Source organism: Streptomyces sp. NBC_01288 (assembly GCF_035982055.1).
Taxonomy (GTDB): Bacteria; Actinomycetota; Actinomycetes; order Streptomycetales; family Streptomycetaceae; genus Streptomyces.
On sequence record NZ_CP108427.1, the window covers coordinates 9,784,782 to 9,811,145 of the forward strand.

The 26,364-nt window shown below is 69.9% G+C and carries 26 protein-coding genes and 1 pseudogene; 18 read left to right on the top strand and 9 right to left on the bottom strand.

Annotated elements, in window-relative coordinates; translation table 11 throughout:
- Nucleotides 1-2: 2 nt before the first annotated feature.
- Entirely contained in the window at nucleotides 3-1,376 is a 1,374-nt protein-coding gene (locus OG194_RS44000) for a cryptochrome/photolyase family protein (RefSeq protein ID WP_327406320.1), read from the bottom strand.
- Between the two features lie 191 nt (nucleotides 1,377-1,567).
- On the opposite strand from OG194_RS44000, the gene OG194_RS44005 reads away from it, so the two are divergent.
- Nucleotides 1,568-1,756: a hypothetical protein gene (locus OG194_RS44005; protein ID WP_033280720.1), complete on the top strand. Its 189-nt coding sequence runs from the start codon at nucleotides 1,568-1,570 to the stop codon at nucleotides 1,754-1,756.
- Nucleotides 1,757-1,776: 20 nt separating this feature from the next.
- Here the strand turns inward: OG194_RS44005 and OG194_RS44010 are convergent, their stop codons facing one another.
- Complete coding sequence (locus tag OG194_RS44010) at nucleotides 1,777-2,688, bottom strand: LysR family transcriptional regulator (protein WP_327406321.1); 912 nt, start codon at nucleotides 2,686-2,688, stop codon at nucleotides 1,777-1,779.
- 143 nt (nucleotides 2,689-2,831) lie between these two features.
- On the opposite strand from OG194_RS44010, the gene OG194_RS47790 reads away from it, so the two are divergent.
- The 6 genes from OG194_RS47790 (at nucleotide 2,832) to OG194_RS44035 (ending at nucleotide 8,393) form a co-directional block, all read left to right on the top strand.
- The gene (locus tag OG194_RS47790; protein WP_351520955.1) at nucleotides 2,832-2,909 is read left to right on the top strand and encodes a putative leader peptide; all 78 of its coding nucleotides are present in this window, start codon (nucleotides 2,832-2,834) and stop codon (nucleotides 2,907-2,909) included.
- A gap of 120 nt (nucleotides 2,910-3,029) precedes the next feature.
- Entirely contained in the window at nucleotides 3,030-4,151 is a 1,122-nt protein-coding gene (gene sfnG, locus OG194_RS44015) for a dimethylsulfone monooxygenase SfnG (RefSeq protein WP_327406322.1), read from the top strand.
- A gap of 30 nt (nucleotides 4,152-4,181) precedes the next feature.
- Nucleotides 4,182-5,399: an acyl-CoA dehydrogenase family protein gene (locus OG194_RS44020; RefSeq protein WP_327406323.1), complete on the top strand. Its 1,218-nt coding sequence runs from the start codon at nucleotides 4,182-4,184 to the stop codon at nucleotides 5,397-5,399.
- Between the two features lie 59 nt (nucleotides 5,400-5,458).
- Complete coding sequence (ssuE, locus tag OG194_RS44025) at nucleotides 5,459-6,013, top strand: NADPH-dependent FMN reductase (protein ID WP_201048719.1); 555 nt, start codon at nucleotides 5,459-5,461, stop codon at nucleotides 6,011-6,013.
- A gap of 5 nt (nucleotides 6,014-6,018) precedes the next feature.
- Nucleotides 6,019-7,215 carry an SfnB family sulfur acquisition oxidoreductase gene (locus tag OG194_RS44030; RefSeq protein WP_327406324.1) on the top strand — a complete coding sequence of 399 codons (1,197 nt, stop codon included), beginning with the start codon at nucleotides 6,019-6,021 and terminating at the stop codon, nucleotides 7,213-7,215.
- Between the two features lie 35 nt (nucleotides 7,216-7,250).
- A complete protein-coding gene (locus tag OG194_RS44035) occupies nucleotides 7,251-8,393 on the top strand; it encodes an LLM class flavin-dependent oxidoreductase (RefSeq protein WP_327406325.1) in 1,143 nt (380 codons plus the stop codon).
- Between the two features lie 86 nt (nucleotides 8,394-8,479).
- On the opposite strand, the gene OG194_RS44040 is transcribed toward OG194_RS44035, so the two are convergent.
- The 4 genes from OG194_RS44040 to OG194_RS44055 form a co-directional block, all read right to left on the bottom strand.
- On the bottom strand, nucleotides 8,480-9,712 hold the full coding sequence (locus tag OG194_RS44040; protein WP_327406326.1) for a GNAT family N-acetyltransferase: 1,233 nt from the start codon (nucleotides 9,710-9,712) through the stop codon (nucleotides 8,480-8,482).
- A 134-nt stretch (nucleotides 9,713-9,846) separates the two neighbouring features.
- The gene (locus tag OG194_RS44045) at nucleotides 9,847-10,881 is read right to left on the bottom strand and encodes an acyl-CoA dehydrogenase family protein (protein ID WP_327406327.1); all 1,035 of its coding nucleotides are present in this window, start codon (nucleotides 10,879-10,881) and stop codon (nucleotides 9,847-9,849) included.
- A gap of 92 nt (nucleotides 10,882-10,973) precedes the next feature.
- Nucleotides 10,974-12,671 carry a purine-cytosine permease family protein gene (locus OG194_RS44050; RefSeq protein ID WP_327406328.1) on the bottom strand — a complete coding sequence of 566 codons (1,698 nt, stop codon included), beginning with the start codon at nucleotides 12,669-12,671 and terminating at the stop codon, nucleotides 10,974-10,976.
- A gap of 212 nt (nucleotides 12,672-12,883) precedes the next feature.
- The gene (locus tag OG194_RS44055) at nucleotides 12,884-13,966 is read right to left on the bottom strand and encodes a substrate-binding domain-containing protein (RefSeq protein ID WP_327406329.1); all 1,083 of its coding nucleotides are present in this window, start codon (nucleotides 13,964-13,966) and stop codon (nucleotides 12,884-12,886) included.
- Between the two features lie 111 nt (nucleotides 13,967-14,077).
- On the opposite strand from OG194_RS44055, the gene OG194_RS44060 reads away from it, so the two are divergent.
- The 3 genes from OG194_RS44060 to OG194_RS44070 all read left to right on the top strand — a co-directional run bounded on the left by OG194_RS44060 (nucleotide 14,078) and on the right by OG194_RS44070 (nucleotide 16,539).
- Entirely contained in the window at nucleotides 14,078-14,524 is a 447-nt protein-coding gene (locus OG194_RS44060; RefSeq protein WP_327406330.1) for a MarR family winged helix-turn-helix transcriptional regulator, read from the top strand.
- Nucleotides 14,525-14,791: 267 nt separating this feature from the next.
- A complete protein-coding gene (locus OG194_RS44065) occupies nucleotides 14,792-15,808 on the top strand; it encodes an alcohol dehydrogenase catalytic domain-containing protein (protein WP_327406331.1) in 1,017 nt (338 codons plus the stop codon).
- A 2-nt stretch (nucleotides 15,809-15,810) separates the two neighbouring features.
- A complete protein-coding gene (locus OG194_RS44070) occupies nucleotides 15,811-16,539 on the top strand; it encodes a hypothetical protein (RefSeq protein ID WP_327406332.1) in 729 nt (242 codons plus the stop codon).
- A gap of 98 nt (nucleotides 16,540-16,637) precedes the next feature.
- Here OG194_RS44070 and OG194_RS44075 read toward each other — a convergent pair whose 3' ends face one another.
- A complete protein-coding gene (locus OG194_RS44075; protein WP_327406333.1) occupies nucleotides 16,638-17,210 on the bottom strand; it encodes a TetR/AcrR family transcriptional regulator in 573 nt (190 codons plus the stop codon).
- Between the two features lie 162 nt (nucleotides 17,211-17,372).
- Here OG194_RS44075 and OG194_RS44080 point away from each other — a divergent pair, with 162 nt between their 5' ends.
- The 8 genes and pseudogenes from OG194_RS44080 (at nucleotide 17,373) to OG194_RS44115 (ending at nucleotide 25,007) form a co-directional block, all read left to right on the top strand.
- The gene (locus OG194_RS44080; protein ID WP_327406334.1) at nucleotides 17,373-17,729 is read left to right on the top strand and encodes a YciI family protein; all 357 of its coding nucleotides are present in this window, start codon (nucleotides 17,373-17,375) and stop codon (nucleotides 17,727-17,729) included.
- Nucleotides 17,729-18,925 carry an RNA polymerase sigma factor gene (locus tag OG194_RS44085; RefSeq protein ID WP_327406335.1) on the top strand — a complete coding sequence of 399 codons (1,197 nt, stop codon included), beginning with the start codon at nucleotides 17,729-17,731 and terminating at the stop codon, nucleotides 18,923-18,925. The genes OG194_RS44080 and OG194_RS44085 overlap by 1 nt, the downstream gene beginning before the upstream one ends.
- Before the next feature lie 85 nt (nucleotides 18,926-19,010).
- Entirely contained in the window at nucleotides 19,011-20,360 is a 1,350-nt protein-coding gene (locus tag OG194_RS44090; protein ID WP_327407402.1) for an aldehyde dehydrogenase family protein, read from the top strand.
- Between the two features lie 58 nt (nucleotides 20,361-20,418).
- Nucleotides 20,419-20,793 (top strand): ArsR/SmtB family transcription factor, encoded by a 375-nt coding sequence (locus tag OG194_RS44095; protein ID WP_327406336.1) that lies wholly within the window; start codon nucleotides 20,419-20,421, stop codon nucleotides 20,791-20,793.
- Nucleotides 20,790-21,422, top strand: a complete 633-nt coding sequence (locus tag OG194_RS44100) for an SRPBCC family protein (protein WP_327406337.1) — start codon at nucleotides 20,790-20,792, stop codon at nucleotides 21,420-21,422. Before OG194_RS44095 ends, OG194_RS44100 begins: the two co-directional genes overlap by 4 nt.
- Before the next feature lie 83 nt (nucleotides 21,423-21,505).
- Nucleotides 21,506-22,566, top strand: a pseudogene (locus OG194_RS44105) (NAD-dependent epimerase/dehydratase family protein).
- Nucleotides 22,567-22,694: 128 nt separating this feature from the next.
- Nucleotides 22,695-24,059 (top strand): RICIN domain-containing protein, encoded by a 1,365-nt coding sequence (locus OG194_RS44110; protein ID WP_327406338.1) that lies wholly within the window; start codon nucleotides 22,695-22,697, stop codon nucleotides 24,057-24,059.
- A 42-nt stretch (nucleotides 24,060-24,101) separates the two neighbouring features.
- Nucleotides 24,102-25,007, top strand: coding sequence for an aldo/keto reductase (locus tag OG194_RS44115; RefSeq protein WP_327406339.1), 906 nt, complete (start codon nucleotides 24,102-24,104; stop codon nucleotides 25,005-25,007).
- Between the two features lie 13 nt (nucleotides 25,008-25,020).
- On the opposite strand, the gene OG194_RS44120 is transcribed toward OG194_RS44115, so the two are convergent.
- Together OG194_RS44120 and OG194_RS44125 are read right to left on the bottom strand one after the other, a co-directional pair.
- The gene (locus OG194_RS44120; protein WP_327406340.1) at nucleotides 25,021-25,479 is read right to left on the bottom strand and encodes a pyridoxamine 5'-phosphate oxidase family protein; all 459 of its coding nucleotides are present in this window, start codon (nucleotides 25,477-25,479) and stop codon (nucleotides 25,021-25,023) included.
- Nucleotides 25,480-25,566: 87 nt separating this feature from the next.
- Nucleotides 25,567-26,277 carry a dienelactone hydrolase family protein gene (locus OG194_RS44125; RefSeq protein ID WP_327406341.1) on the bottom strand — a complete coding sequence of 237 codons (711 nt, stop codon included), beginning with the start codon at nucleotides 26,275-26,277 and terminating at the stop codon, nucleotides 25,567-25,569.
- Nucleotides 26,278-26,364: the final 87 nt, after the last annotated feature.

The window sequence follows — 26,364 nt, forward strand, 5'->3', positions numbered from 1 at the left end:
ACTCAGTCACCTTCTCGACCTCGCCTGAACCGCGCCAGCCCGTCCGCGAGTTCGACGATCGGATCCGGATAGTCGCCGAGCGCCGCACGGTCAAGTGCCCTGAGTTTCCACGGCTCGTGCACCAACGGGCCCTCCAGCCCGGCGAGTTCGGGCACCCAGCGACGGACGTACGCGCCGTCCGGGTCGTACCGCTTGGCCTGAGTGACGGGGTTGAGGACCCGGTTGGGGCGCGAGTCGGTGCCGGTTCCCGCCATCCACTGCCAGTTGAGCTGGTTGTTCGCCACGTCGCCGTCGACCAGCAGGTCGAGGAAGTGCCGGGCGCCGACGCGCCAGTCGACGTAGAGCGTCTTGGCGAGGAAGCTCGCCGTCAGCAGGCGTCCCCGGTTGTGCATCCAGCCCTCGTGGCGCAGTTGGCGCATCGCCGCGTCGATCAGCGGATAGCCGGTACGGCCCTCCTTCCAGGCCGCGATGTCCTCGCGGGCCGTGCGCTCGGACCGCCAACGGTCGTGTTTCGTACGGTAGTCGGCGGTCGCGGCCGAAGGCCTGGCCGCCAGTACCTGGCGGTGGAAGTCCCGCCACGCGAGCTGCCGTACGAAGGCGTCGGCGCCCGGGCCGTCCAACTGCCGTGCCCGATGGACGAGTTCGACGGGGGAGAGGGTGCCGAAGTGGAGATGGGGCGAGAGGTGGGAGGTGGCGTCGGCGGCCAGGGCGTCGTGCAGGTTCTCGTACTCGGCGATGCCGTTGCGCAGCCATCGGTTCAGCAGCTTGCGGCCCTCGGTCTCCCCGCCGGTCGCCAGGCCCGGCGACAGCCCGACGACGCCGGTACGGGAGGGGAGTTCCTCGGAACCGACACCGTCCGGGACCCGCACGGTGCGCGGTGCGGTCAGCGGGGCGCGCAGGTGCTGCCCGGACCAGTGGCGGAAGTACGGCGTGAAGACCGCGAAGTGGTCCGAGGAGGCCGGGGTCACCGCGCCGGGCGCGACGGCCGTGGTCACGGTGTCGTGGACGTGCAACCGCCGCCCCTCCGCCTCCAGCGCCCGCCGCAGCCGCTGTTCGCGCCGTCGCGCGTAGTCGCTGACGTCGGCCGCCATGTGGACCTCGTCGGCGTCCGTCTCGGCGGCCACCTTGCACACCTCGTCGACGACGTCACCGGACCGGATCACCAAGCGGCCGCCCCGTTCGCGCAGGCCGGCGTCGAGGTCACGCAGACAGTCGGCGAGGAACGCCAGCCGGTTCGGCGCGGCGAACCCGGCGTCCGTCACGCCCCGGTCGCGGACGAACAGCGGGACCGTCCGGGGGGCCTCGGCGGCGGCGCGCAGCGCGGGATGGTCGTGCAGGCGCAGGTCGGCGGTGAACAGGGCGACCGAGACGTTCATGGGGCGCACTCCGGGAGACGGGAAAGGGGGTCGTGAGGTGCTTCCGGTCCGGCGCGCCCGGCGGATGCGGCTGTCACCCGACGGGCTTACGCGCTCCCGGCGCCGTCCCGCCGCCGAGCGAACTTGGCATGTTGGCGTCGATCGGGGGCAGGTGAACAGGCACGACGGTCCCCATGGGGAACCGAGGAACGATGCTGGAGGTGTCTGCGGACATGGGCGCGAAGGTGTTGAAGCGGTTTTCGGCGGGGGCTCCGCGCGGATCATGGCCTGCCGAGGAGTTCGCGGCCCGGCGCCGCGCCGAGGGTGAGCCCGCCAGGGTCGTCATGGACCTGAAGTCCGACGCGTTCCTCGTGGTGGTTCCGATGGGCGACGAGGACTGACCGTACGTACGGTCGAGTCCTCAAGCGGGTGTTCCGCTCAGCTCCCGTGCCCGTCGTACGAACGCCTCGTGCAGATCCCCGGCCGCCTGCGGTACGGAGTCCGCGCGACGGCGGCGCAGCATCAGCAGGACGCGGGCCGTGTCGCCGGCGATCGGCCGGTAGGTGATCGCGCCGAGCCGTTCCAGCGGGTCACCGACCACGCTGAAGTCGGGCAGGACCGTCGCCCCGAGCCCCTCCGCGACCATGAGCTTGCCCATCTCCGCGCCGTCGGTCGAGTACGCGAAGGCGGGCCCGCGCCCATCGAGCAGCCGGTGGACATAGCGGTGCATCACATAGCCGGAACGCATACCGATCAGCGGTTCGGTGAGGAGGTCGTCCACACTGACCGTCGGCCGGGACGCCAGCGGGCTGTCGGGGCGCATGCACACCACCGGCAGCCCGGACAGCAGCTCGGTGGACTCGAAGTCGGCCGGCATGTCGTCGCCGTCCAGGTGATTGACCAGCCCGAGATCGAACCCGCCCTCCGACAGCGCCCGGTGGATGTCCGTCTGCTGCGTGCCGACCACCTCGACCTGGGTGAGCGGATGCGAGGCACGGAACTCGCGGACGACGGGAAGCAGGAGCGGCACGGTCGCCGCGTTGACCGTGCCCACCCGCACCATGCGGCTGATCCGGTGCTGCTCGCCCGCCGCGGCCCGCAGCCGGTCCACCGCGTCCAGTACATCGACGATCTTCGGCAGCAGCTCGCGGCCCTCCGCACTCATCGTCGCGCCCGAGCGTTTGCGCTCCAGGAGATCGACGCCGAGTTCGCGTTCCAGATTGCGTACGGTCTCGCTCAACGCGGGCTGTGACAGCCGCAGTTCCTCGGCGGCCCGGCGCAGGGAGCCGAGCCGGGTCACGGCCGCTATGTATTCCAGCTGTTCGGTGCGCATGCCCGCAGAATGCGGCGGATTTCCCGGGCTGTTCAAGGGTTTCCCTGTCACACGTTCGTGAAATTCAATGGTCCGCGATACGAGACCGGTCGGGTTTTCCTTGACGGTCCCCGCCGACGGCTGCCACGATCGACGGCATGATGATGCGACTGGACCTCACGCGGCGACGCCATGTCGACCTCGCGCGCGTCTCCAGCGCCTCCTGTTGCACCGCGGCCTGATCCCCGTCACCTCCGTCCTGTGATCCGCCGCCTTCCTTTTCCCTCCGCCTGACATTCGCCGGAATTCGCTCCGGCCGGATTCGGCGTGCCCGAAAACGCATTCCGCAACAGGAGTTCCGCATGCCCGCAGAGCCCGTGAAATTCGCCTACTGGGTCCCCAACGTCAGCGGGGGACTCGTCACCAGCAAGATCGAGCAACGCACCGACTGGGGCTACGAGTACAACCGCGAACTCGCCGTCCTCGCCGAGAACAACGGCTTCGAGTACGCGCTCAGCCAGGTCCGCTACATGGCCAGCTACGGCGCCGAGTTCCAGCACGAGTCGACCAGCTTCAGCCTCGCCCTCCTCCTCGCCACCCAGCGCCTGAAGGTCATCGCCGCCGTCCACCCCGGCCTGTGGCACCCGGGCGTCCTCGCCAAACTCGGCGCCACCGCCGACCACTTGTCGAACGGCCGCTTCGCCGTCAACGTCGTGTCCGGCTGGTTCAAGGGCGAGTTCACCGCCCTCGGCGAGCCCTGGCTTGAGCACGACGAGCGCTACCGCCGCTCCGAGGAGTTCATCCAGGCCCTGCGCCAGATCTGGACCGAGGACCACACCGAACTCGCCGGTGACTTCTACCGGTTGCGCGACTTCTCCCTCAAGCCCAAGCCCCTCAACACCCCCGAGCGCCCGCACCCGGAGATCTTCCAGGGCGGCAATTCCACCGCGGCCCGCGCGATGGCCGGCCGCGTCTCCGACTGGTACTTCTCCAATGGCAAGGACTTCGACGGCGTCACCGAACAGCTCGCCGACGTACGCCACTCGGCCGCCCAAGTCGGCCGTACCGCACCCAAGTTCGGCCTCAACGGCTTCCTCATCGCCCGGGACACCGAGGCCGAGGCCCGCGACACACTCCGCGAGATCGTCGCCAAGGCCGACCGCGAGGCCGTCGAGGGATTCGGGGCCGCGGTGAAGCAGGCCGGGCAGTCCTCGGCCGACGGCAAGGGCATGTGGCAGGACTCCACGTTCGAGGACCTCGTGCAGTACAACGACGGCTTCCGTACGGGACTCATCGGCACCCCGGAGCAGATCGCCGAACGGATCGTCGCCTACAAGAAGTTGGGCGTCGACCTTCTCCTGCTGGGCTTCCTGCACTACCACGAGGAGGTGGAGTACTTCGGCAAGCGGGTGCTGCCCCTCGTGCGCGAACTGGAGGCCCAACTCCCCGACGGCGAGACCGAGTCCGTCTCCGTGCACGCCTGATCGCACCCCACTGCGAAAGAGGACACCCGCATGAGCACCGTCACGCCCACCGACTGGGGGACCCGCCCGGCCCCGCGGTCCGCCCAGGACTGGATCGCCCGCGCCGCCGAGGTCGCCGCCCTCCTCGACACCGACGCCGCCGCCCGAGATCGGGCCGGCGCCACCCCGACCACCGAGGTCCAACTCCTCAAGGACTCCGGCCTCGTCACCCTGCTCGGCCCCACGGAGCACGGGGGCGGAGGCCAGGACTGGCCCACCGCCTACCGCGTCGTCCGCGAGATAGCCAAGGCCGACGGCTCCATCGGCCAACTCCTCGGCTACCACTACCTGTGGAACTGGGCCGCCCGTCTCGTCGGCACCCGCGAACAGTGGGAGCACGTCGAGGCCGAGGCCGCCCGCAATCAGTGGTTCTTCGGCGGCGCCGTCAACCCGCGCGACAAGGACGTCACCGTCACCGAGAACGGAGACGACCTCGTCTTCACCGGCCGCAAGTCCTTCTCCACCGGCAGCAGGATCTCCGACGTCACCGTCCTCGAAGGCGTCCTGGAAGGCACCGACCAGCACGTGTTCGCGATCGTCCCCTCCGCCAGCGAGGGCCTCACCTTCCTCGACGACTGGGACAACATCGGCCAGCGCCTCACCGAGAGCGGCGGCGTCATCCTCGACGGCGTCCGCACCCCGTGGTCCTCGGCGGCCGGTTACGTCGACAAGGAATTCCGGCCGCGCACGTACAACACGCTCAACGTCCCGACCATCCAACTGGTCTTCGTCAACTTCTACTTGGGCATCGCCGCCGGCGCCCTGGAGACGGCCGCCACCTACACCCGCACCAAGGCCCGCTCCTGGCTGCACGGCGGCTATGAGCGCGCGGTCGACGAGCCCTATGTCATCGACACCTACGGCGACCTCACCGCGAAGCTCTGGGCGGTCGAGGCCCTCGCCGACACCGTCGCCGCCGAGGGACAGACACTGCACGACGACCCCGACGCCGTCACCGAGAAGACGCGTGGCGACTTCGAAGTACGGGTCGCCGCCGTCAAGGCACGGGCCACCGATGTCGCCCTGGAGATCGGCAACCGCATCTTCGAGGTCACCGGCGCCCGCTCCACCGCTACCTCCGAGGGTCTCGACCGGTTCTGGCGGAACGTCCGCACCCACACCCTGCACGACCCCGTCGTCTACAAGCGGCGCGAGGTCGGCCGCTGGGTCCTTGAGGGCGAACTGCCCGAACCCACCTGGTACTCCTGACCCGCCAGCCCAGGGGCGCCCGCCGCACGCGGGCGCCCCGCCTCCCCGAAAGAGGACCCATGGCCACCGTCCTGTCCGTCTCCGGCAGCCCGTCCGTCTCGTCCCGCACCAACCGGCTTCTACGACACCTCGACAAGCGGCTGATCGCCCAGGGCCACGAGGTGATCCCGCTCGACGTGCGCACCATCCCCGCCGAGGCCCTGCTCGGCGCGGACTTCCGCCACCCGGCCATCGTCGAGGCCACCGAACTGTTCGCCCGCGCCGACGGAGTGGTCGTAGGCACCCCCGTCTACAAGGCCTCCTACTCCGGAGTCCTCAAGGCGCTGCTCGACCTGCTCCCGCAGTACGCCCTCACCGGCAAGACCGTGCTGCCGCTCGCCACAGGTGGGTCCACCGCACATGTGCTCGCCATCGACTACGCGCTCCGCCCGGTGCTGAATTCCATGGGTGCGGCCCACATAGTCCAGGGCTGGTTCACCCTCGACAAGGACATCACCGCCCACGAGGACGGCTCGCTGACCGTCGCCCCGGGCACCACCGAGGCGCTCACCCAGGTGGTGGACCAGTTCTCGGCGGCCCTCGGCCGTACCCCGCTACTGGCCGCGGCGAGCTGACCACCGTGACCGACCGTGCGACCGCCCACGTGATCGCGGACGACGCCGAGGCACTCGCCCTCGCCGCCGCGCTCGCCGACGAGTTCCGGGCCGGGGCCTCGGCGCGCGACACCGAACGCAGGCTCCCACGCGCCGAGTTGGACCGCCTGTCCGACGCCGGACTGCTCGCCGTCACCGTGCCCGCCGAACACGGCGGCGCCGACGTCAGCGCGGAGACGCTCGCCGAGATCTTCCGCCTGCTCGGCTCGGCCGACGGCAGCCTCGCCCAGATCCCGCAGAGCCACTTCGCCTACGTCAATGTGATCTGCCGTCAAGGCACCCCGGACCAGCGGAAGTTCTTCTTCGCCGAACTGCTGGGGGGCCGCCGCTTCGGCAACGCCCAGTCCGAAGCCGGCACCAAACACGTCCAGGACATCCGCACCCGACTGACACGACAGCCGGACGGCTCGTACACTTTGACCGGGGTCAAGCACTACTCCACCGGCGCCCTCTTCGCCGACTGGATCCCCGTCCTCGCCCGCACCGAGGACGGCAACCTCCATGTCGCGTACGTCCCGAGCGACGCCGAGGGCGTCACGGTCGTCGACGACTGGGACGGGATGGGCCAGCGTACGACGGCCAGTGGCACGGTCCGTCTGGAGGCGGTCGCCGTACCCGCCGACCGTGTCCTGCCGCATCACCTCACCTTTGAGGGACCCCAACTCCACGGCGCGGTGGCCCAGTTGCTGCACGCGGCCATCGACGCAGGGATCGCCGGGGGAGCGCTGGCCGAGGCCGCCGAGTTCGTCCGGACGAAGAGCCGCCCCTGGTTCGAGAGCGGGGTCGAGACCGCCGCCGAGGACCCGCTGCTGATCCAGCGGTTCGGTGAACTCGCCATCCAGGTAAGGGCGTCCGAGGCCCTGCTGATCCAGGCGGCCAAGGCCGTGGACGCGGCGCGCACCAACCTCGACGACGACTCGGCGGCGGAGGCCTCCATCGCGGTCGCCGCGGCCAAGGTGCACGCGGCACAGACCGCCGTCGAGGTGGCGGGCGCGCTGTTCGAGGTGGCGGGTACCCGCTCGGCGCTCAACTCGCTCAATCTGCACCGGCATTGGCGCGACGCCCGCACGCACACCCTGCACGACCCGGCGCGCTGGAAGATCCAGCACATCGGCCGCTACGTGCTGAACGGCACCAGGCCACCCCGCCACGGCCTTCTCTGACCCACTCGCAGGACAGTCCAGACAGGAGCCCCCACGTGTCCCTCACCTTCCACTGGTTCCTCCCCACCAACGGGGACAGCCGCCATGTCGTGGGCGGCGGTCACGGCACCCCCGCCACCGCCTCCGGCCGGGACCGGCCGCCGACGGTCGCCTACCTGAGCCAGATCGCCCGCGCGGCGGAGGACCTCGGCTTCGTGGGCGCCCTCACCCCCACCGGCGCCTGGTGCGAGGACGCCTGGCTCACCACCGCGATGGTCAGCCAGAACACCGAACGCCTGAAGTTCCTGGTCGCCTTCCGCCCCGGCTTCGTCTCACCGACGCTCGCCGCGCAGATGGCGTCCACGTTCCAGCGGCAGACCGGTGGACGCCTGCTCCTCAACGTCGTCACCGGCGGCGAGAGCCACGAGCAGCGGGCCTACGGTGACTTCCTCGACAAGGACGACCGGTACCGCCGTACCGGCGAATTCCTGGAGATCGTACGGCAGTTGTGGGACGGCAAGACCGTCGACGTGGCCGGTGAGCATCTGCGCGTCGAGGACGCGAAGTTGGCGCGGCTGCCCGATCCCGTGCCCGAGGTGTACTTCGGTGGATCGTCGCCGATCGCGGGGGAGATCGCCGCCAAGTACGTGGACGTGTACCTCACTTGGGGCGAGCCGCCGGCCCAGGTCGCCGAGAAGATCGCCTGGATCAGGGGGCTGGCGGCCAAGGAGGGGCGGACGCTTCGCTTCGGCATCCGGCTGCACGTCATCACGCGTGACACGTCCGCGGAGGCGTGGGCCGAGGCGAACCGGCTGCTCGAAGGGTTCGACTCCGAGACCGTGCAGTCCGTACAGGCCGGGCTCGCCCGGAGCGAGTCAGAGGGGCAGCAGCGGATGCTCGCGCTGCACGGTGGGAGCCGGGACGGGCTGGAGATCCATCCCAACCTGTGGGCCGGTATCGGGCTCGTCCGGGGTGGGGCGGGCACGGCGCTGGTCGGCAGCCACGAGGAGGTCGCCGAGCGGATCAAGGAGTACGCGGCCCTCGGCATCGAGGAGTTCGTGCTGTCCGGGTATCCGCACCTGGAGGAGGCGTACTGGTTCGGGGAGGGCGTGCTGCCGAGGCTGGCGGCGGAGGGGGTGTGGCAGCACCCTGTCGGTGAGCAGAAGGCTTCTGAGGCACAGGTACCGTTCGCCAGTTGACGGGTGCCGGGTGAGCGTGGCTGCTCGCGGCAGCGGTTCAACTCCGCGCCGTTTGAACGCCGTTGTGAGATTCGGCGGGCGCGTGGTCAGAACCAGTGCAGGCAGTGCGGGGAGCGGTCGGCGCGGAAGAGGGCGTCGGCCAGTGCGGCCGCACCCGGGCGGTGGGCCCGGATGTGGCCGGCCCGCACGAGCGTGCTCGGGGCGGTGCCGCCGAGGTAGACCGAGCCCAGATCGCACACGTCCAGGGACAGGTCGGGCTCCCGGCCCGTCGGCACGCAGTCGGCCTTGCCGTCGCGGACGGTCAGCAGGTAGCGGCCGTGGTCGTCCAGGAACGGGTCGTCGACGGCGAGGACGAGTTCGCCGTCCGCGAACCAGCCGCGCGCGGTCAGCGCGCGCGGGACGTCCAGCAGCCGTACCCAGAGCCAGTCCGTGTCGCCGCCCACCTCGCCGGCGCGGAAGTCCGCGAGCTGCCAGCGCAGCGGGTGCTGGGGCGGGACGTGTTTGAACACGACCTGAGAGACCAGGTCGTGTTCGAGTACGAACCGGGCCAGGGCAGTGAAGACGGCGTCGTCGGTGGCGATGGTCTCGTCGACCGTCAGGGTCTTGCCCTCACCGATCGAGTAGCCGGCGTACCCGTCTGGGACGCCGTCGGTGTTCCGGTGGACGGCCACGTAACGCGGTGCCGGCGAGATCGGGGGCTGACCCGCGCGCAGGGCCCACCAGCGGTGCGGCCGGGACAGGGCGCCGGGCTGGGCGCGGCGGTACCCGTCGTAGACCTCTTCGAGGATCTCGCCGCACTCGGCGCGACGCAGTACTTCGACCGAGCCGTTGTCCTGGCCGGTCGCCGGTGCGTCGGCCGTTCCGTGCGCCCGGGGAACGGCGCGGGCGGCCTTGTGGCGCGGCACCGTCAGCCGTGCCGTGTAGGTCGCCGGTCCGTAGCCGAACCTGCCGTAGATCGTGGCCTCGGAGGCCAGCAGCACGGAGAGGACCTCTCCGCGGGCCCGCAGTTCGGTGAGCTGATGCCGCATCATCGCGCTGAGCACGCCCTGGCGCCGGTGCGAGGGCAGGACGCCGACGGCGGTCACCCCGGGGGCCGGGACGAGGGTCCCACCGGGCAGGGTGAGTTCGAAGGGGTACGTGGCCGCGGTGCCGACGGGCCGCCCGTCCGCGGTCAGGGCGAGCAGACAGCGGTCCATTTCGAGCGCCGACCACCACAGCCCGCCACCTTCGACCGGGGTTTCAGGGAAGAGCCCGAACGCGGCATGGACCGTGTCGACGAAGACGTCAAGATCCTCGTCGGTCGTGGGACGGATCTCCATCGCTGCCGCTGCCTCCCCGGATACCGGCACCACCACCCGTGGTGTCCCGCCACAGTGCAGCGTCGCCCCGAGGCCAGGTCAAGCGAATTACGGCCGGTCACGACACACCCCGTGAAGACCGGGCGCCGTTCGTCTCAGGCGGCAGAGTCGGCCAGTGCCTTCAAGTGGGCCCGTCTCGACTCCGCCGTCTGGCCCTGAACCAGGAGGAACAGGGCTTCCCGTGCGAGGAGTTGAGCCCTGCTCGTCAAGGACAGCGATCTGCCGCCTCCGGCGACCACGGCGGCCGTGGTCGCCGTCATGAGCACCTCGTACGCCTGTGTCCTGAGCGCCAGCCGTTCCTCCAGGTGCTCGTGCGGAACGGGGTGGTCGGCCAGGGCGTAGGCCTGCTTGCGCACGTCGTCCAGGCGGGTGCGGATCGGACCCGCCTGCTCGTCGTCCAGCAGCGCGAGGGCTGCCTCCGCGATGCCGAAGACCGCCGGTGACGCGTTCGTCGGTTTGGGGCGGTCGGTCTTCGCCCAGTCCGCGTACGGCGCGCGCAGCGCGACCGCGTCCTCCGGCAGCCACAGGCCGTCCAGCTCCAGCGACACCGTGCGGGACGCGGTGAGTGCGGCCAGCCGCATCGGGGCGGACGGCCGTAGCCCCTTCTGTTCCCGCGCCTCCGTGAACGCGAACAATGCCTCGTCCGCGTCCGTCACCCCCGCGAGCAGCATCACGTCGTTCAGGCCCCAGCCCGTGTACCAGGGCACCGTCCCGTAGAACCGCCGGCCACCCCGCTCCCGTGTCACCCGCACCGGGATCCGGGGATACGCCCGCAGGTGCGCGTACGCCACCCCGGACAGCAGCTCACCTCGCGCGAGCGGGCCCAACAGGCGCTCCCGCACCGGGAGTTCACTCTTCGCCAAGGTCATGACCGGCGTGTGGTGCTGTGTCTGCACGAACCACGTCGAGCAGCACGCCCCGGCCAGGATCTCCGCCGTCTCCCGCGCCACCGCGGCCGGCGCCGCCGAGCCGCCGTAGGCCACGGGGGCGCTCACGCCCAGCAGGCCGGACCGTTTGACCGCCTCGATGTGGCTCGCCGGGACGCCCTCCTGGTCGACCTGTTCGGCGTGCGGGGCGAGGAGGTCGTCCGCGAGTCGGCGGGCGCGGGTGACGAGGGAGTGGGAGGTCATGCGGGAGATTCTGCCGATCGGGCGGGCGGCCACGCGCGACGCTCCGGCCCGTGTCGCGTGGGACACGGGCCGGAGGGTTGGAAACGCGGGGGTCAGTCCGCCGAGCGTACGGCGGGCATCGCCAGGTCGACCGGGCCCGTGGCGCCGGGAGCGCTTTTGCAGGAGTCGTGGCAGTCCTTCTCCAGGCTGCAGCACAGGGAGCAGATCGGGCCGGAGTGGAAGGGGCAGTTCGCCACGTCGGGGCGTTCGAAGTCCGTTGTGCAGACAGTGCAGTTGAGGATGACGGCCGAGGGAAGTCCGTCCGCGTCGAGCAGCGGCTCCGCCAGGTCGTCGAGGCGGGCGATGTAGTACTTGCCCTTGGTGAGGTACGCGAACAGGGGCGAGAGGACCATCGCCAGGAACAGGGCGATGAAGGGGGAGTAGGCCTTGGCGTAGTCGCCGAACGCGTTGAAGTACGCGGCGATGGAGACCGCCGACGCGATGAGCATCGAGCCGAAGCCGACCGGGTTGAAGTTGTACAGGTGGGCGCGCTTGAACTCGATGTAGGACGGGCTGAGTTTGAGCGGTTTGTTGATGACCAGGTCGGCGACGACCGCGCCGATCCAGGCGATCGCCACGTTGGAGTAGAAGCCGAGCACCGTGTTGAGGAAGCCGAAGACGCCGCCCTCCATCAGGGCCAGGGCGATGCCGACGTTGAGGAAGATATAGACCACGCGGCCCGGGTGACGGTGTGTCAGACGGGAGAAGAAGTTCGACCAGGACAGCGAACCGGAGTACGCGTTCGTCGAGTTGATCTTCACCTGGGAGAGGATCACGAAGAACGTCGCCAGCCCGAGGGCTACCGGAGCGGCGAAGGTCTTGAAGCCGTGCACGTACTGCTGGATGGGCTCGTTGGCCTTGGCCAGGCCCACGCTGCCGGCGATGTAGAAGGCGAGGAAGGCGCCGCCCATCTGCTTCGCCGCGCCGAGGACGACCCAGCCGGGGCCCGCCGAGAGCACCGCGCCCCACCACTTCTTGGCGTTCTCGGGGGTCTTGTCGGGCATGAAGCGCAGGTAGTCGACCTGCTCACCGATCTGCGCGATGAGGGACAGTGCCACACCGGCGCCCGCGCCGACGCCGAGCATGCTGATGCTGGAACCGGTGGGGGAGTTGCCCGCGAAGTGCGTGAACTGCGAGAACTTGCCGGGCTCCTGGATCGCGATGGACACGAACGGCGCGACCATCAGCACCAGCCACACCGGCTGGGTCCACACCTGCATCTTGGAGAGCGCGGTCATGCCGTAGATCACCAGCGGCAGGATGATCAGCGAGCAGATCAAGTAGCCGACGGCGAGCGGGATGTGGAGGCCCAGGTCCAGCGCCTGCGCCATGATCGAGCCCTCTAGGGCGAAGAAGATGAAGGTGAAGCTGGCGTAGATGACCGATGTCAGGGTCGAGCCGAGGTAGCCGAAGCCGGCGCCCCGGGTCAACAGGTCCATGTCGATGGAGTACTTGGCCGAGTAGTACGAGATCGGGATGCCGGTGAGGAAGATCGTCACCGCCGCCGCCAGGATCGCCACCATGGCGCTGGAGAAGCCGTTCGAGATCGCGATGGAACCGCCGATGGCGAAGTCGGCGAGGTACGCGATACCGCCGAGAGCGGTGGTGGCCACCACGTACGGCGTCCAGCGGCGGAAGGACTTCGGCGCGTAGCGCAGCGAGTAGTCCTCCAGCGTGTCGTTCTTCGCCCAGTCGTTGTAGGTCCGTCCGGCAGCCGTTGCCGGCGCCTCTTTGTCGACGATCTCCGTCACGACACTTCCCTCTTCCACGGGTGTGGGTCATCTCCCGGACGGCCCGGGGGAGTTGGACGGAAGAGTCACGCCGAATTGTTTCCCGACCGTTTCGCCTGCTTTAAATGGAAGGGCTTTCAAAATTCTTTTGGTGACGCGCGTAGATTTAATCGATGCTTCCTGTGGAAACTATTTCTGGGGCAAGGTACTCTCGGTCGGAGCAGGTGGGAAGGTCAGAGTTGGGCGACGATGTCGAAGTCGAAGGCGTCCGCCCGCGCCAGGTACAGCCGTTGGCGGAGGTGATTGCCGTGCAGACGCAGTACGCCTCGCGGGCCCTCGTACGAGACGGTGCCGTCCACCGCGCACATGGCGCCCACGTCGAGCGACCGCACCCGCTCGGCCAGGGCCGCGAGCAGCCGTACGCCTTCGAAACACGACTCGCCGAGGCTGCCCACGACGGGTGCCTCCACGCCGAAGCGGGCCGCGTAACGCCCGCTGAAATCAAGGCTTTCGGTGGTCGCCAGGGTCTCGAAGTAGCCGGCCGCCGCCCACAGTCCCTCGGTGGCCTCCGCGCCGGTGGACAGCAGGATGTTCTCGTCCATGTGCGTACTCAGCCGCAGACACCGCTGGTGCAACCCGCGCGCGGCGAACGCCCGGTTGAAGCGCGCCGCGTCGTCGCCGATCAGCAGCATCAGGACGGCGTCCGCCTCGCACCGCTCGATCCGGCGCAGCACCGGCCCGAACTCGTACGTCCCCAGCGGCACGAACACCTCGTCGCGCACCCGGCCGCCGCAGTCCCGGGCGTAGCGGCGCGCGGCCCGGGCGGTCACCCTCGGCCACACATAGTCGTTGCCCACCGTGCACCAGCGCCGTACACCGGTCTCCTCCGCCAACAGCCGCATGGCGGGCCTGAGTTGGGCCGCGTCGGTCTCACCGGTCAGGAACACCCCGGGCGTGCGCTCACCGCCCTCGTACTGCGCGGTGTAGACGTACGGCACCCGGCCCGCGACGCGCGGCACCAGCGCCTTGCGGACCGCCGAGGTGTGCCAGCCGACCACCGCGTCGACCGCGCGCATCGACACCAACATCTCTACCTCGGCGGCCACTTGCTCCGCCGGCGCGCCGCCGTCCACGACGATCAGCCGGACCTCGCGGCCCAACACACCACCGCTGGCGTTGAGTTCCTCCACGGCGAGCTGTGCGGCCAGTTCGCAGGACGGGCCGAAGACACCCGCCGGACCTTGCAGGGGTACGACCAGTGCCACGACCAAGGTCTTGACCGGGCCGCTGATCCGCCCGGGTGGCAGGGGATGCACCAGACCACCTCCGTGAGGGCGTGAGGGCACGGAAACCGGTCCCGGCCCCGGCGCCCTCGCGGAGGCTCGTAATCTGAACCGCACAGTAGACCTACCGGAAGGACAGCGGCAATGTCGTCCGTACCGTCGCCGGCCCTCGCCCACCTGCTGAGTCACGCCGAGCGGCGGCTGGGCCTGCGTATGACCGCCGTCCTGGCCGAGGAGAACTGTCCGGTCGAGCAGTGGCGCGTCCTCTCGGTCATCGCCGACGGCAAGGGCCACCCGATGACCGAGATCGCCGACCAGGTCCTGATGCCGGCGCCGAGCCTCACCAAACTGGTCGACCGGATGGTCGCCGACAACCTCGTCCACCGCCGCCCCGACCACTCCGACCGCCGCCGCGTCCTGCTCCACCTCACCGCGCGCGGCCGCGCCCTTCACCAGCGCGCGGCCCACCGCCTGCTGGCCGACCAGACGCGGCTCCTGGACGCGATCGACGATCAGGGGGACCTGGTGCGGTTGCTCGCGCGGCTCACAGCGGCGCTCGATGGAGAGCCGTCCGCCGTCCTGGCGGAGTGAAGAAGCCCCTCCCGCGTTGATCAACTCGCGTTCACCGGCCGCACCTTCATCGGGTTCAACTCCCTTGATCGGTAGCTGAGTCGAGGTCCGCGTGCCCTCGCTCTCCGCTGTGGAGCGGTGGGCCGGACGCACACCGAGAGGTCGTCCATCGACGACCGGACGGTGGAGATCGCGGAGTTCTCGGTCGACTTGACGACCCCTGGAGGACCCGTCATTGTGGAGCTAAGACGACCGGTCATATTGAGCCCGGGATCACAAGGGAGTGCCATGTCCACATACCGAGCGTTCGAGGTCACAGGGGCGCGGAAGTTCGAGCTGGTGGAGAGGGAGGTGCAGGAGCCGCCGCTGGGGCATGTGCGCCTTCGGGTCGAGGCGTGCGGGGTCTGCCACTCCGACGTGATCGCCGTCGAGGGGATGCGGCCCGACCCGTCCTCGCCGGTGGTCCCCGGACACGAGGTCGTCGGCGTGATCGACGCGGTCGGTCCCGGAGTGACGACATGGCGGGTCGGCGAGCGGGTGGGCGTGGGATACCTGGGCGGCCACTGCGGAGTGTGCGACTTCTGCCGACGCGGGGACTTCGTCAACTGCGCGGATCAACCGCAGACGGGCAGTGACGTCGACGGCGGCTACGCGGAGTCGATGATCGCCAGGGCCAGCGGTCTGGTCCGGATCCCCGAGGGGATCGGCCCGATCGACGCGGCGCCGCTGCTCTGCGCGGGACTGACGGTGTTCAGCGCGCTCCGGCAGATCGACCACGTCCCGGGCGCGCTGGTGGCCGTGCAGGGCATCGGCGGCCTCGGGCACCTGGGCGTGCAGTACGCCGACAAGCTCGGGTTCCGCGTCGCCGCGATCGCCCGGGGCGCGGGGAAGGCGGAGTTGGCCAAGCGGCTCGGCGCCGACCACTACATCGACAGCTCCGCCGAGGACGTCGGCGCGCGGTTGCGGGAGTTGGGCGGTGCGGCCGCGGTCGTCGCGACCGCCGCGAGCGGTGCCTCGATGTCACCGCTCGTCTCCGGACTGGCGCCACGCGGCCGCATGGTGGTCGTCGGTGCCGCCCTCGACCCGATCGAGGTGCAGACCACCGACCTGATCTTCGGCACCCGCACGATCGCCGGAAGCCTGACCGGCAGCTCCATCGACAACGAGGACAGCCTGCGGTTCGCCGAGGCCCGGGATGTCCGCCCGATGACCGAAGTCCTGCCGCTCGCCCAGGCGCCCCAGGCGTACGAGCGCATGATGTCCGGCGAAGCCCGTTTCCGTATCGTTCTGAATATGGCGGTCTGACCGTGAATGAGAACAACAGCCTCAGGGATCTGACCATCGCCGCGCACGGTGGCCTCGACCGGTGGAACGGGTTCACCTCCCTCACCGCGCACCTCCGCAACGGCGGACCCCTGTGGGGACTCAAGGGTCAGGAAGGTGTCCTCGCCGATGCCCATGTCCGCGTGGACCTGCACAGCCAGTTCGCGAGCCACTACCCGATCGGGGAGGCGGGCCGGCGTACCGCCCTCACCCCCGAGCGCGTCGCGATCGAGACCGACGCGGGTGAGGTCCTGGCCGAACGGGACGACCCGCGTGACTCCTTCGCCGGGCACGTCCTCGAAACCCCTTGGGACGAACTCCAGTTGGCGTACTTCGCCGGCTATGCCATGTGGACGTATCTGACCGCGCCCTTCTCCTTCGTCCTGCCCGGCTTCACGACCGAGGAGCTGACACCCTGGCAGGAGGACGGGCAGACGTGGCGGCGGCTGAAGGTCACGTTCCCCGACAGCATCGCGACCCACTCCAAGGAACAGACCTTCCACATCGGCGACGACGGTCTGTTCAAGCGGCACGACTACGACGCCGAGGTCGTCGCGGGCGGCCCGGCCGCCCATTACCCCTCGGAATACCGGGAGTTCGACGGGATCAAGGTCCCGACCAAGCGGCGGGTCTACGCCCTCAACGAGGACGGAACGCCCAACCTGGATCTGCTGCTGGTCACCATCGACCTCGACAAGATCACGCTCGAATGACATCCGGTGCACCACACCGTCGAGCCCCCGGCCGTCAGCGGCAGGGGGCTCGATGGTCGCGTCCACGGGTCGGGGGACCGTAGAAGCGCCCCATGTGGTCAGGCGAGGAGTGTGCCGAACACTGTGTCGAAGAAGATCTCGTAGGAGTCTTCGGAATGCTCGGAGCGGGCGGAGATGAGCGTCCCCTCCCAGGCGTTGAGGATGAACCGGGCGAGCGTCTTCGCGTCGGTGCCCGTCTTGACCTGGCCCGACTTCTGCGCCTGGGCGATCGGAGCCGCGAGGGCCTGCGCCCAGAGCTCCAGGCTGACGCGCACCGCCTCGCGGATCACGTCGCTGTGGTCGGCCATCTCCGTGCCGAAGCCGCCGATGAGGCAACCGCGCGAGTAGTCCCGGACGGTGTTCTCGTCACGGAGGAATTCGAAGTGCTGCCGCAGGCGCAGCAGGGGATCGACCGACGCGTCGGTGAGTTCCGGAAGCCGGCGGCTCTCGCCGTAGCGCTCCAGCGCCACCACGGCCAGCGCTTCCTTGCTCACGAAGTGGTTGTAGAACGATCCCTTCGGGACCCCCGCGCTGTCGGTGATGTCCTTGACGCCCGCCGCGTTGAACCCGTGCGTGTGGAACCGCTCGACCGCCGCGTTGACGATCTCCTCGCGCACGCTCTTTCTGGCCATCAGGAAGACCCCTTTACGGCAATATGACCAACCATCTTAAAACTTTAGCATGCACCTTTTGCCTCCCGGAAAAACTTGCCGGTCTTCTGGGGCGAGGTGTCGATCCGGGAGTATGGCGTTCGTGTAGGAGGTGAGAGAACCCCCTGCGCCCTGGAGGACGTCATGCCGCACTACCTGCTCAGTGTGATCACCCCGACCGACGGACAGATGCCCTCGGCCGAGGAGTTGGCGGAGATCGGCCGCAAGCTGGAGATCTTCCACGACGAGCTACAGGCCGCCGGTGCCTGGGTCTTCGCCGGGGGACTGCACGGGCCGGAGACCGCGACCGTGCTGCGGCCCAAGGACGGTGACGTGCTGATCACCGACGGGCCGTACGCCGAGGGCAAGGAGTATCTGGGCGGGCTCTGCCTGATCAAGGCGGCCGATCTGGACGCGGCCCTGGAATGGGGGAAGCGGGCGACCTGGGCCACCACGCTGCCCGTCGAGGTGCGGCCCTTCATGAACACGGCCGAGGACTGATGCCGTTCGACACCGACATCGAGGCCGTCTTCCGTGCCGAGTACGGGCGGGCGGTCTCGGTCCTGGTGCGCTTCCTCGGCGACATCGACCTCGCCGAGGAAGCGGTCCAGGACGCCTTCACCACGGCCGTGCGGAAGTGGCCGGAGGCCGGTGTGCCGCCGAGCCCGGCCGGGTGGATCATCACGACCGCCCGCAACCGCGCGATCGACCGGCTGCGCCGTGAGTCGTCGAGAGAGGCCCGGCACAGCGAGGCCGCCCTGCTGTACGCGTCCGACGCGCCCGCCGAGGAGGGACCCGTGCGCGACGACCGGCTCCGCCTGATCTTCACCTGCTGCCACCCCGCGCTCGGCACCCAGGCCCAGGTCGCGCTCACCCTGCGGCTGCTCGGCGGGCTCACCACCGCCCGGATCGCCCGCGCCTTCCTGGTGCCCGAACCGACGATGGCCCAACGGCTCGTCCGCGCCAAGGCCAAGATCCGCGACGCCAGGATCCCGTACCGCGTGCCCCGCGACGCCGACCTCCCCGACCGGCTGAAGGGCGTCCTGGCCGTCGTCTACCTGATCTTCAACGAGGGCTACACGGACTCGCCCGAACTGTGCGCGGAAGCCCTGCGCCTCGGCTGCCTCCTCTCGGAACTCATGCCGGACGAGCCCGAGGTCACCGGCCTGCTCGCGCTGATGCTGCTCATCGAGTCGCGCCGGGCGGCCCGGGAGGGCGCGGACGGTGAGCTGGTGCCGCTGCCCGAGCAGGACCGCGAGTGGTGGGACGGCGAGCTGATCGCCGACGGCCAGTCACTCGTCCGGCGGTGCCTGCGGCTGAACAACCCCGGGCCGTACCAGATCCAGGCCGCGATCAACGCCGTACACAGTGACGCACCGACCGCGGACGCGACCGACTGGGGGCAGATCCTCCAGCTGTACGACCAGCTGATGGCCGTCGCCCCGAGCCCGGTCGTCGCCCTGAACCGGGCCGTCGCCGTCGCCGAGGTCGACGGTCCACGCAAGGCCCTCGACCTCGTGGACGCCCTGGACCTCGGCGAATACCATGTCCTGCACGCCGTGCGCGCCGACCTGCTGCGCCGGCTGGGCCGCGACACCGAGGCCGTCGAGGAGTACGAGGCGGCCATCGCCCGGACCGAGAGCGTGGCCGAGCGTGGGTACCTGGAACGCCGCCGACGGGAACTCGTCCGCATGTGACAGCCGGGAGGCGGAGGGTGACGATGGCCGCACCGGAATTTTTCCCGGTGTATGAATGGTTGCTATATACACCTGACCGTCGAGAATCCCCACGCACCAGCAGCGAGGCACCGTGAACCAGTCCAGCCCCGAGCAGCCCGCCGACATCGTGGCCCGGCTGCGCGCCACCTTCCGCACCGGCCGCACCAAGCCCGTCGAGTGGCGCACCACCCAGCTGCGCCGCCTGCGCGACCTGCTCACCGAGCACGGCGACGACCTCGCCGCCGCCCTCCACGCCGACCTCGGCAAGAGCGCGGCCGAGTCCCAGCGCACCGAGATCGGCTTCACGGTCCGCGAGATCGACCACACCCTCGACCACCTTGAGGAGTGGCTGCGCCCCGAGTCCGCCCCCGTACCGGCCCACCTCGGCACGGACGCGACCGCCTGGACGCAGTACGACCCGCTCGGCGTCGTCCTCGTGATCGCCCCCTGGAACTACCCGCTCCAGCTCCTGCTGACCCCGGTCGTCGGCGCGCTCGCCTCCGGTGACGCGGTGGTCGTCAAGCCCAGCGAGATGGCCCCGGCCACCTCCGCCGCCATCGCCCGGCTGCTGCCCGCCTACCTCGACACCGACGCGGTCGCCGTCGTCGAGGGCGGCATCCCCGAGACCACGGCCCTGCTCGCCGAGCACTTCGACCACATCTTCTACACCGGCAACGGCGCCGTCGGCCGCATCGTCCTGCGCGCCGCCGCCGAGCACTTGACCCCGGTCGCCCTCGAACTCGGCGGCAAATCCCCGGCGTTCGTCGACCGTGACGCCGATCTCGCCGTTGTCGCCGACCGGTTGGCGCGCGGCAAGTTCCTCAACGCCGGCCAGACCTGTGTCGCCCCGGACTACGTCCTGACCGACCCGGAGACCGCCGCCGCGCTCGAACCCCTGCTGGTGAGCGCCGTCGAGAAGGTCTACGGCGCCGACCCGCAGACCTCCGGCGAGTACGGCCGGATCGTCAATGAGCGGCACTTCGACCGGCTCGCCGGACTGCTCGACTCCGGCCGGGTGGTGGTCGGCGGCCGCAGCGACCGCGGCGACAAGTACATCGCGCCGACCGTCCTCGCCGATGTGGACCCGAAGGCGCCCGTCATGGCGGAGGAGATCTTCGGCCCGATCCTGCCGATCGTCACCGTCCCCGACCTCGACGCGGCGATCGCGTTCATCACCGACCGCGACAAGCCCCTCGCCCTGTACGTCTTCACGGACTCGGACGACACCCGCGCCCGGATCGCCGCCGAGACCTCCTCCGGCGCTATCGGCTACGGCCTCCCGCTCGCCCACCTCACCGTCTCCGACCTGCCCTTCGGCGGTGTCGGCGAGAGCGGCATGGGCAACTACCACGGCCGCTACTCCATCGAGACGTTCAGCCACCGCAAGGCCCTGCTGGAGAAGCCGCTCGCCTGACCGGCTCGCTCCTCTATCACCGGTCGCTTATATAAGCGACCGGTGATACTTTTGCCGCATGCACGCCTTTGATGTGCTCGGAGACCCCGTGCGCCGCCGCATCCTGGAGCTGCTCGCCGAGGGCGAGCAGCCTGCCGGCACGGTCGGTGACGCCGTCCGGCGGGAGTTCGGGATAACGCAGCCCGCGGTCTCCCAGCATCTGAAGGTGCTGCGGGAGAACGGTTTTGCGACGGTACGGCCGGACGGCACCCGGCGCCTCTACGCGGTCAACTCCGAGCCGCTGCGGGACATCGACGCCTGGCTCGACCGGTTCCGCCACTACTGGACCCCTCATCTGGACGCCCTGGCCACCGAGTTGGCCCGGGGCAAGCGCGAACGCCGGCTGCGCGAGGCCGACGACGACAGCCCCGACGAGTCGAGGAGCACCCCATGATCGACGTCACCCACCAGATCAACTCCGTGAGCCGCACGGTCGGCCGACGCGACTTCAAGGCCGGCGAGGCCCGCGTGATCACCATCGGCCAGTCCTACGGCGCACCGGTCGACGACGTCTGGGACGCCTGCACCAACCCCGAGCGCATCCCGCGCTGGTTCCTGCCCGTCACCGGCGAACTGCGGCTGGGCGGGAAGTACCAGCTCCAGGGCAACGCGGGCGGCACCGTCGAGCGCTGCGACCCGCCCAACAGCTTCTTCGCGACCTGGGAGTTCGGCGGCGAAGTCAGCTGGATCGAGCTGCGGTTGACGCCCGAGGGCGACGGAACGCGCTTCGAGTTGGAGCACATCGCCCACGTCGACGACACGAAATGGGCCGAGTTCGGCCCCGGCGCGGTGGGCGTCGGCTGGGACTCGATCCTGCTGGGGCTCGACGGCAACCTGTCGGGCACGACCCCCGTGAAGCCCGAGGACGCGATGGCCTGGCTGGCGTCCGAGGAGGGCCGCCGTTTCGTCACGGCGAGCAGTGAGGCGTGGTTCGCCGCGAACGTGGCGAGCGGCGAGGACGAATCGGCGGCCCGCGAGGCGGCCGACCGGACCACGGCCGCCTATACAGGGGCCGGGAGTTGAGAGTCGTAGCGACCGAAGCGCTGACCCGGGACCGATCACCGCTGTAGCGTGCGCGCTGGATGCCACGGTGATCGGAGCCAGGGATGAGTGTCGGCGGCGAGACGGTGTTGGTGACCGGCGGGAGCGGATTCGTCGGCAGCCATCTGGTCCGGCAGTTGCTGGAGCGCGGCTGCCGGGTGCACACCACCGTGCGCTCCCTCGGCAACGAGGCGAAGGCCGCGCCGCTGCGGGCCATGGGGGCCCAATTCCCGGGCGCGCTGGAGCTGTTCGAGGCCGATCTGCTGGCGGAGGGTTCCTTCGACGCGGCGATGGACGGCTGCCGGGTGGTGTTCCACGTGGCCTCGCCGTTCCTGATGCCGGAGAAGATCAAGGACGGTCAGAAGGACGTCGTCGAACCCGCGCTCGCCGGCACCCGGAACGTCCTCGCGGCATCGAACGCACGCCCACCGTCGAGAAGTTGGTGTTCACCTCGACGGTCGGCGCGATCTTCGGCGACTATGTCGACGTACTGAACATGAAGGACGGAATCCTCTCCGAGGACTACTTCAACACCACCAGCACGGTCGAGAACAACCCCTACCACTACGCCAAGACGATCGCCGAACGCGCCGCCTGGGACGCGCAGCAGGCGCAGAACCGCTGGCGCATGGTCTCCGTCAACCCCGGCCTGATCCTGGGCCCTTCACTCACCCCGGCCTCCGACTCCGGCAGCCTGTTCCTCCTCGACGAGCTGTTCAAGGGCTATTTCTTCTACGGGGCACCCGACTTCAGCTTCACCGTCGCCGATGTGCGGGACGTCGCGAGCGCGCACATCGCGGCGGCGGAAAACCCTGACGCACACGGCCGTTACATCGTCGCGGCCGCCCGGATGGCCTCCTTCCTCGACATGTCACGCGCCCTGCGGGAACACCTTCCGCGCGACTACCGGCTGCCCCGACACGGCCTGCCGCACTGGCCGGTTCGGGTCCTCGGCCCGGCGTTCGGGCTCACCCAGGACTACATCCGCAAGCACCTCGGGATCAGCTTCCCGGTCGACAACCGGCGCGGCGTGAAGGAACTCGGCATCGACTACCGGCCGTTGGAGGAGACCCTCCTCGATCACCACCTGGCCTGGCGGGAGTTGAGGAAATCACGCCGACCGTGACTCGTCCCGCGCCGTTCACTCCGCCGACCGGTCACGCCTCTTGACTGGTTCAGACCACAGGCGCTTGGGTGTGGCCGATCACCTTTTCGGTGTCATGAGCCTGACCACACTCGAACCGAAGGGCACCCATGCGAACCCCCCACGCCCTGCTCGCCGTCGCCGCCGCGCTGTCGGCGGCGGTCGTCGCTCCACCGGCCGGAGCCGCCGACGCGGTCCCGGCCGCCGGCACCTACTACGTCCAGAGCGCCACGACCGGGCTCAACGCGGCGGACAAGGGGGGAGCGGTGGAGCAGCACAACCCCAAGGGCAACGAGGACCACCAGCAGTGGAACCTCCGGACGAGTGGATCGTCGTACGTCCTGGAGAGCACCGACACGGCCGGCAACTGCCTGGGCCGCTCGGGCGGCCAGGCGAGGACCGTCGCCTGCACGAGCGCCGACGCGGCCTGGCAGATCACCCCGACCGGCGGCGACCAGTACACACTCAAAGTCCCGGGCGCGGAAAGCTACTTGACCGTCGGCGCCAAGCCCTCCGGCGCCAACTACCCGGCCCAGCTGGCCATCGGCTCCTCCGGCGGCCTCGCCTCCTGGTACCTCACGCCGATCACCTCGCCCACCAACCCGATGCCCGCCCAGGACCAACGCACCCTGGACCAGGTCACGTTCCTCACCGCGCACAACGCCTACGCCAACGGTGTGGACGGCGGTTTCGCCCCGCCCTTCGTGAACTTCTTCCCGAACCAGTCGCGCGGCATCAACCAGCAACTCTCCGACGGCGTACGGGGGTTCATGCTGGACATCCACCAGACCTCCGACGGCGCGATCCTCTGTCACGACAGCTGCACCCTGGTCAGCAGCCCGGTCGCCCTGAACGTCGACCTCCAGCGCATGGTCGACTTCCTCAAGGCGCACCCCGACCAGTTCGTCACCGTCTTCCTGGAGGACTACGTCGACCCGGGCGTCCTGCGCAGCGAACTCGCCCGCGTCAACGGCCTGTACGACGTGCTGTACCGCCCCGACCAGACCGGCGTACGGCAGAACGGCTGGCCGAAGATGGCCGACCTGATCGCCGCCAACCACCGCCTGCTGATCTTCACCGACCACAGCCGAGCCTCCGACGAGTCCGCGGGACTGACCCGGGACAGCTTCGGCGTGATGTACCAGCGCGACTGGACCGTCGAGAACTACTGGTCGATGGGTTCCGGCGCGAGTTCCTCCGACTGGTCCTGCTACAGCCGCTGGTACGGCAGCGACCTCAACGTCCCGCTGACGCAGACGTATGCGGGGTTCCGCCCGCTGTTCGTCATGAACCACTTCCGCGACGCGACCATCGCCGGGACGGCGCAGACCGACAACACCAAGGTCCTCGACCGGGCCCAGCGGTTCTGCCAGCCGGCCGCCCGCAAGAAGCCCAACTTCCTTGCGGTGGACCGCTATGACCTCGGTGACCCGGCCTCGGCGGTCAACTCCCTGAACGGCTACACGTATCCGTAAAGTGCGGTCGGCCCTTCGGCGGGCGTGTGCGAAACTCCGCTGATGACCTCTGAGAAGATCACCGCGGCCGCCGCGGGCACCTGGCAACTCGGCGACCTGTCCGTCAACCGCATCGGCTTCGGCGCGATGCGGCTGACGGGCAGCGCAGCCTTCCACCTCGGGACCCCGAGCGACCGCGACCGGTCGATCGCCGTGCTGCGCAGGGCGATCGAGCTGGGTGTGAACCACATCGACACGGCAGCCTTCTACTTCTCGTCCCTGCGGTCCGCGAACGAACTCATCAACTCCGCGCTCGCGCCCTATGCCGACGACCTGGTGATCGCCACGAAGGTCGGTCCCTTCCGCAACTACTCGGGGGACTGGGGCACTTCGGCCCGTCCCGACGATCTGCGCGGCCATGTCGAGGAGAACCTGCGGCAGTTGGGGCGCGACCACCTCGACGTCGTCTACCTGCGCCGGATGCGACAGGACTCGATCGCCGAGCACTTCGGGGCCCTCGCCGAACTCCGTGAGGAGGGACTGGTCCGGCACCTCGCGATCTCCGACGTCGAGCCGCGACACCTGGCCGAGGCGCAGGCGATCGCGCCGGTGGTCAGTGTGCAGAACCGGTTCGGGCTCGACTCGTCCAGCCCCGACACCGACGAGATGCTGCGGATCTGCGGGGAACAGGGCATCGCCTTCGTCCCGTTCTTCGCCATCGCGGGCGAGGCCGGGCCGCAGGGCGCCACCACCGCCCACGACGACGAGGTACTGGCCATCGCGAACGCCCACGACGTCAGCCCCGCCCAGATCCGCCTCGCCTGGTCCCTCGCCCAGGGTCCGCACGTCCTCGCGATCCCCGGCACGGGCAACCCCGACCACCTCACCGAGAACGTGGCCACCGGCGCGATCCGGCTCACGGAGGACGAGCTGGCCCGGCTCAACGAGCTGCACCGGAAGGCCGGTTGACGGTCGGCGGGGCTCAGGCCACCCAGGTTCCGTCCCGCATGATGTGGCGCTGGGGCAGCTCGCGCACCTCGTGCCACGCCTGGACGGCGACGGCCCGTACCCGGAAGAACGAATAGGGCGCGCGGTCCTCGCGGGGATCCCAGCCGTACTTCGCGTGGAAGGCCTCGAGCGCGGCGGCCGGGACGTCCTGGGCGGTGAAGGCCGTCGCCTCGCCGTCGATGAGCACGACGTCCCGGGTGTCCGCGAAGGCGAGCCGGGTCCGCCGCCCGGCGCCGAGATTGCGGCCCGTGGGGTTCGTGGTCCGGGTGGACAGCCACACGGACCGCCCGTCCCAGAGGAACCACAGCGGCACCAGACAGGGCAGCCCGTCGGCGTCCGCCGAGGCCACCCAGATGTCCGACTCCCGCTCCAGCCGGGCCAGTACGTCACGCCTGCGTTCTTCGGGGCCGCGGGGCGGCACGGTGATCGTCATGCCCGGGACGCTACCGGCGCCGCCCGCGCGGCACCTCGGGCCAAGGGCGTAGGACCTCGGCCCGAGGGCGTCCGGGACGTCGAGGTGTCAGCCCAACTGCTCGTGCAGGAACGGGACCGTGCTCGCCCAGGCGCGGGTGGCGGAGTCGGCGTCGTAGACCGGGCGGCCGTCGTTGAAGAAGGCGTGGTTCGCCGGGTAGAGACGCAGGTCCGGGGTGATGCCGGACTGCTCCTGGATGTGCTTGCTCAGGGCTTCGAGGCCCGCCACCGGGATGCTCTCGTCCAACTCGCCGTAGTGGCCCTGGATGTGTGCCTTCAGGCCGGAGAAGTCGGGGAGTTCGCCCTGGATCACGCCGTAGAACGGCACCGCCGCGCTGACCCGGGGGTCGGCCGCGGCGAGGTACAGGACGAAGCCGCCGCCCATGCAGAAGCCGACCGCGCCGACCGTGTCCGAGGTGACCTCGGGCAGGGACAGCAGGTGGTCGACCGCGCCGGAGAGCAGTTCGACACCGCGGGCGACCGGGAGGGCCAGCATCATCCGCAGGGCCTCGTCGCTCTCGTGCGCCACGTTCCCGCCGTAGAGGTCGGGGGCGAACGTGACGAAGCCCTCCTGGGCGAGCCGGTCGGCCACGTCGGCGATGTGGTCGGTCAGGCCCCACCACTCCTGGATGACGATCACGCCCGGTCCGCTCCCGGACGGCGGCAGCGCGAGATAGCCGTGGGCGGTGCCCCCGGCGCTGGGGAAGGTGACGTTCTGATGGGCCGGGGCGCCGGTCGACTTCGGCAGCTCGGAGGACATGGGGCGCAACTCCTGTACGGCGGTGCTCGGTTGGGGGTGGCGTCGGCGGGACGGGACCCGTCGTGATCTCCAGCCTGCCACGGCCGG

Coding starts and splice junctions, on each gene's coding strand:
- OG194_RS44065 (WP_327406331.1), top strand. CDS start 14,792: ATGTCCACATACCGAGCGTTCGAGGTCACAGGGGCGCGGAAGTTCGAG.
- OG194_RS44120 (WP_327406340.1), bottom strand. CDS start 25,479: ATGACGATCACCGTGCCGCCCCGCGGCCCCGAAGAACGCAGGCGTGAC.
- OG194_RS44110 (WP_327406338.1), top strand. CDS start 22,695: ATGCGAACCCCCCACGCCCTGCTCGCCGTCGCCGCCGCGCTGTCGGCG.
- OG194_RS44060 (WP_327406330.1), top strand. CDS start 14,078: ATGTCGTCCGTACCGTCGCCGGCCCTCGCCCACCTGCTGAGTCACGCC.
- OG194_RS44115 (WP_327406339.1), top strand. CDS start 24,102: ATGACCTCTGAGAAGATCACCGCGGCCGCCGCGGGCACCTGGCAACTC.
- OG194_RS44005 (WP_033280720.1), top strand. CDS start 1,568: ATGCTGGAGGTGTCTGCGGACATGGGCGCGAAGGTGTTGAAGCGGTTT.
- OG194_RS44125 (WP_327406341.1), bottom strand. CDS start 26,277: ATGTCCTCCGAGCTGCCGAAGTCGACCGGCGCCCCGGCCCATCAGAAC.
- OG194_RS44000 (WP_327406320.1), bottom strand. CDS start 1,376: ATGAACGTCTCGGTCGCCCTGTTCACCGCCGACCTGCGCCTGCACGAC.
- OG194_RS44080 (WP_327406334.1), top strand. CDS start 17,373: ATGCCGCACTACCTGCTCAGTGTGATCACCCCGACCGACGGACAGATG.
- OG194_RS47790 (WP_351520955.1), top strand. CDS start 2,832: ATGCGACTGGACCTCACGCGGCGACGCCATGTCGACCTCGCGCGCGTC.
- OG194_RS44040 (WP_327406326.1), bottom strand. CDS start 9,712: ATGGAGATCCGTCCCACGACCGACGAGGATCTTGACGTCTTCGTCGAC.
- OG194_RS44085 (WP_327406335.1), top strand. CDS start 17,729: ATGCCGTTCGACACCGACATCGAGGCCGTCTTCCGTGCCGAGTACGGG.
- OG194_RS44075 (WP_327406333.1), bottom strand. CDS start 17,210: ATGGCCAGAAAGAGCGTGCGCGAGGAGATCGTCAACGCGGCGGTCGAG.
- OG194_RS44020 (WP_327406323.1), top strand. CDS start 4,182: ATGAGCACCGTCACGCCCACCGACTGGGGGACCCGCCCGGCCCCGCGG.
- OG194_RS44010 (WP_327406321.1), bottom strand. CDS start 2,688: ATGCGCACCGAACAGCTGGAATACATAGCGGCCGTGACCCGGCTCGGC.
- OG194_RS44100 (WP_327406337.1), top strand. CDS start 20,790: ATGATCGACGTCACCCACCAGATCAACTCCGTGAGCCGCACGGTCGGC.
- sfnG (WP_327406322.1), top strand. CDS start 3,030: ATGCCCGCAGAGCCCGTGAAATTCGCCTACTGGGTCCCCAACGTCAGC.
- OG194_RS44045 (WP_327406327.1), bottom strand. CDS start 10,881: ATGACCTCCCACTCCCTCGTCACCCGCGCCCGCCGACTCGCGGACGAC.
- ssuE (WP_201048719.1), top strand. CDS start 5,459: ATGGCCACCGTCCTGTCCGTCTCCGGCAGCCCGTCCGTCTCGTCCCGC.
- OG194_RS44095 (WP_327406336.1), top strand. CDS start 20,419: ATGCACGCCTTTGATGTGCTCGGAGACCCCGTGCGCCGCCGCATCCTG.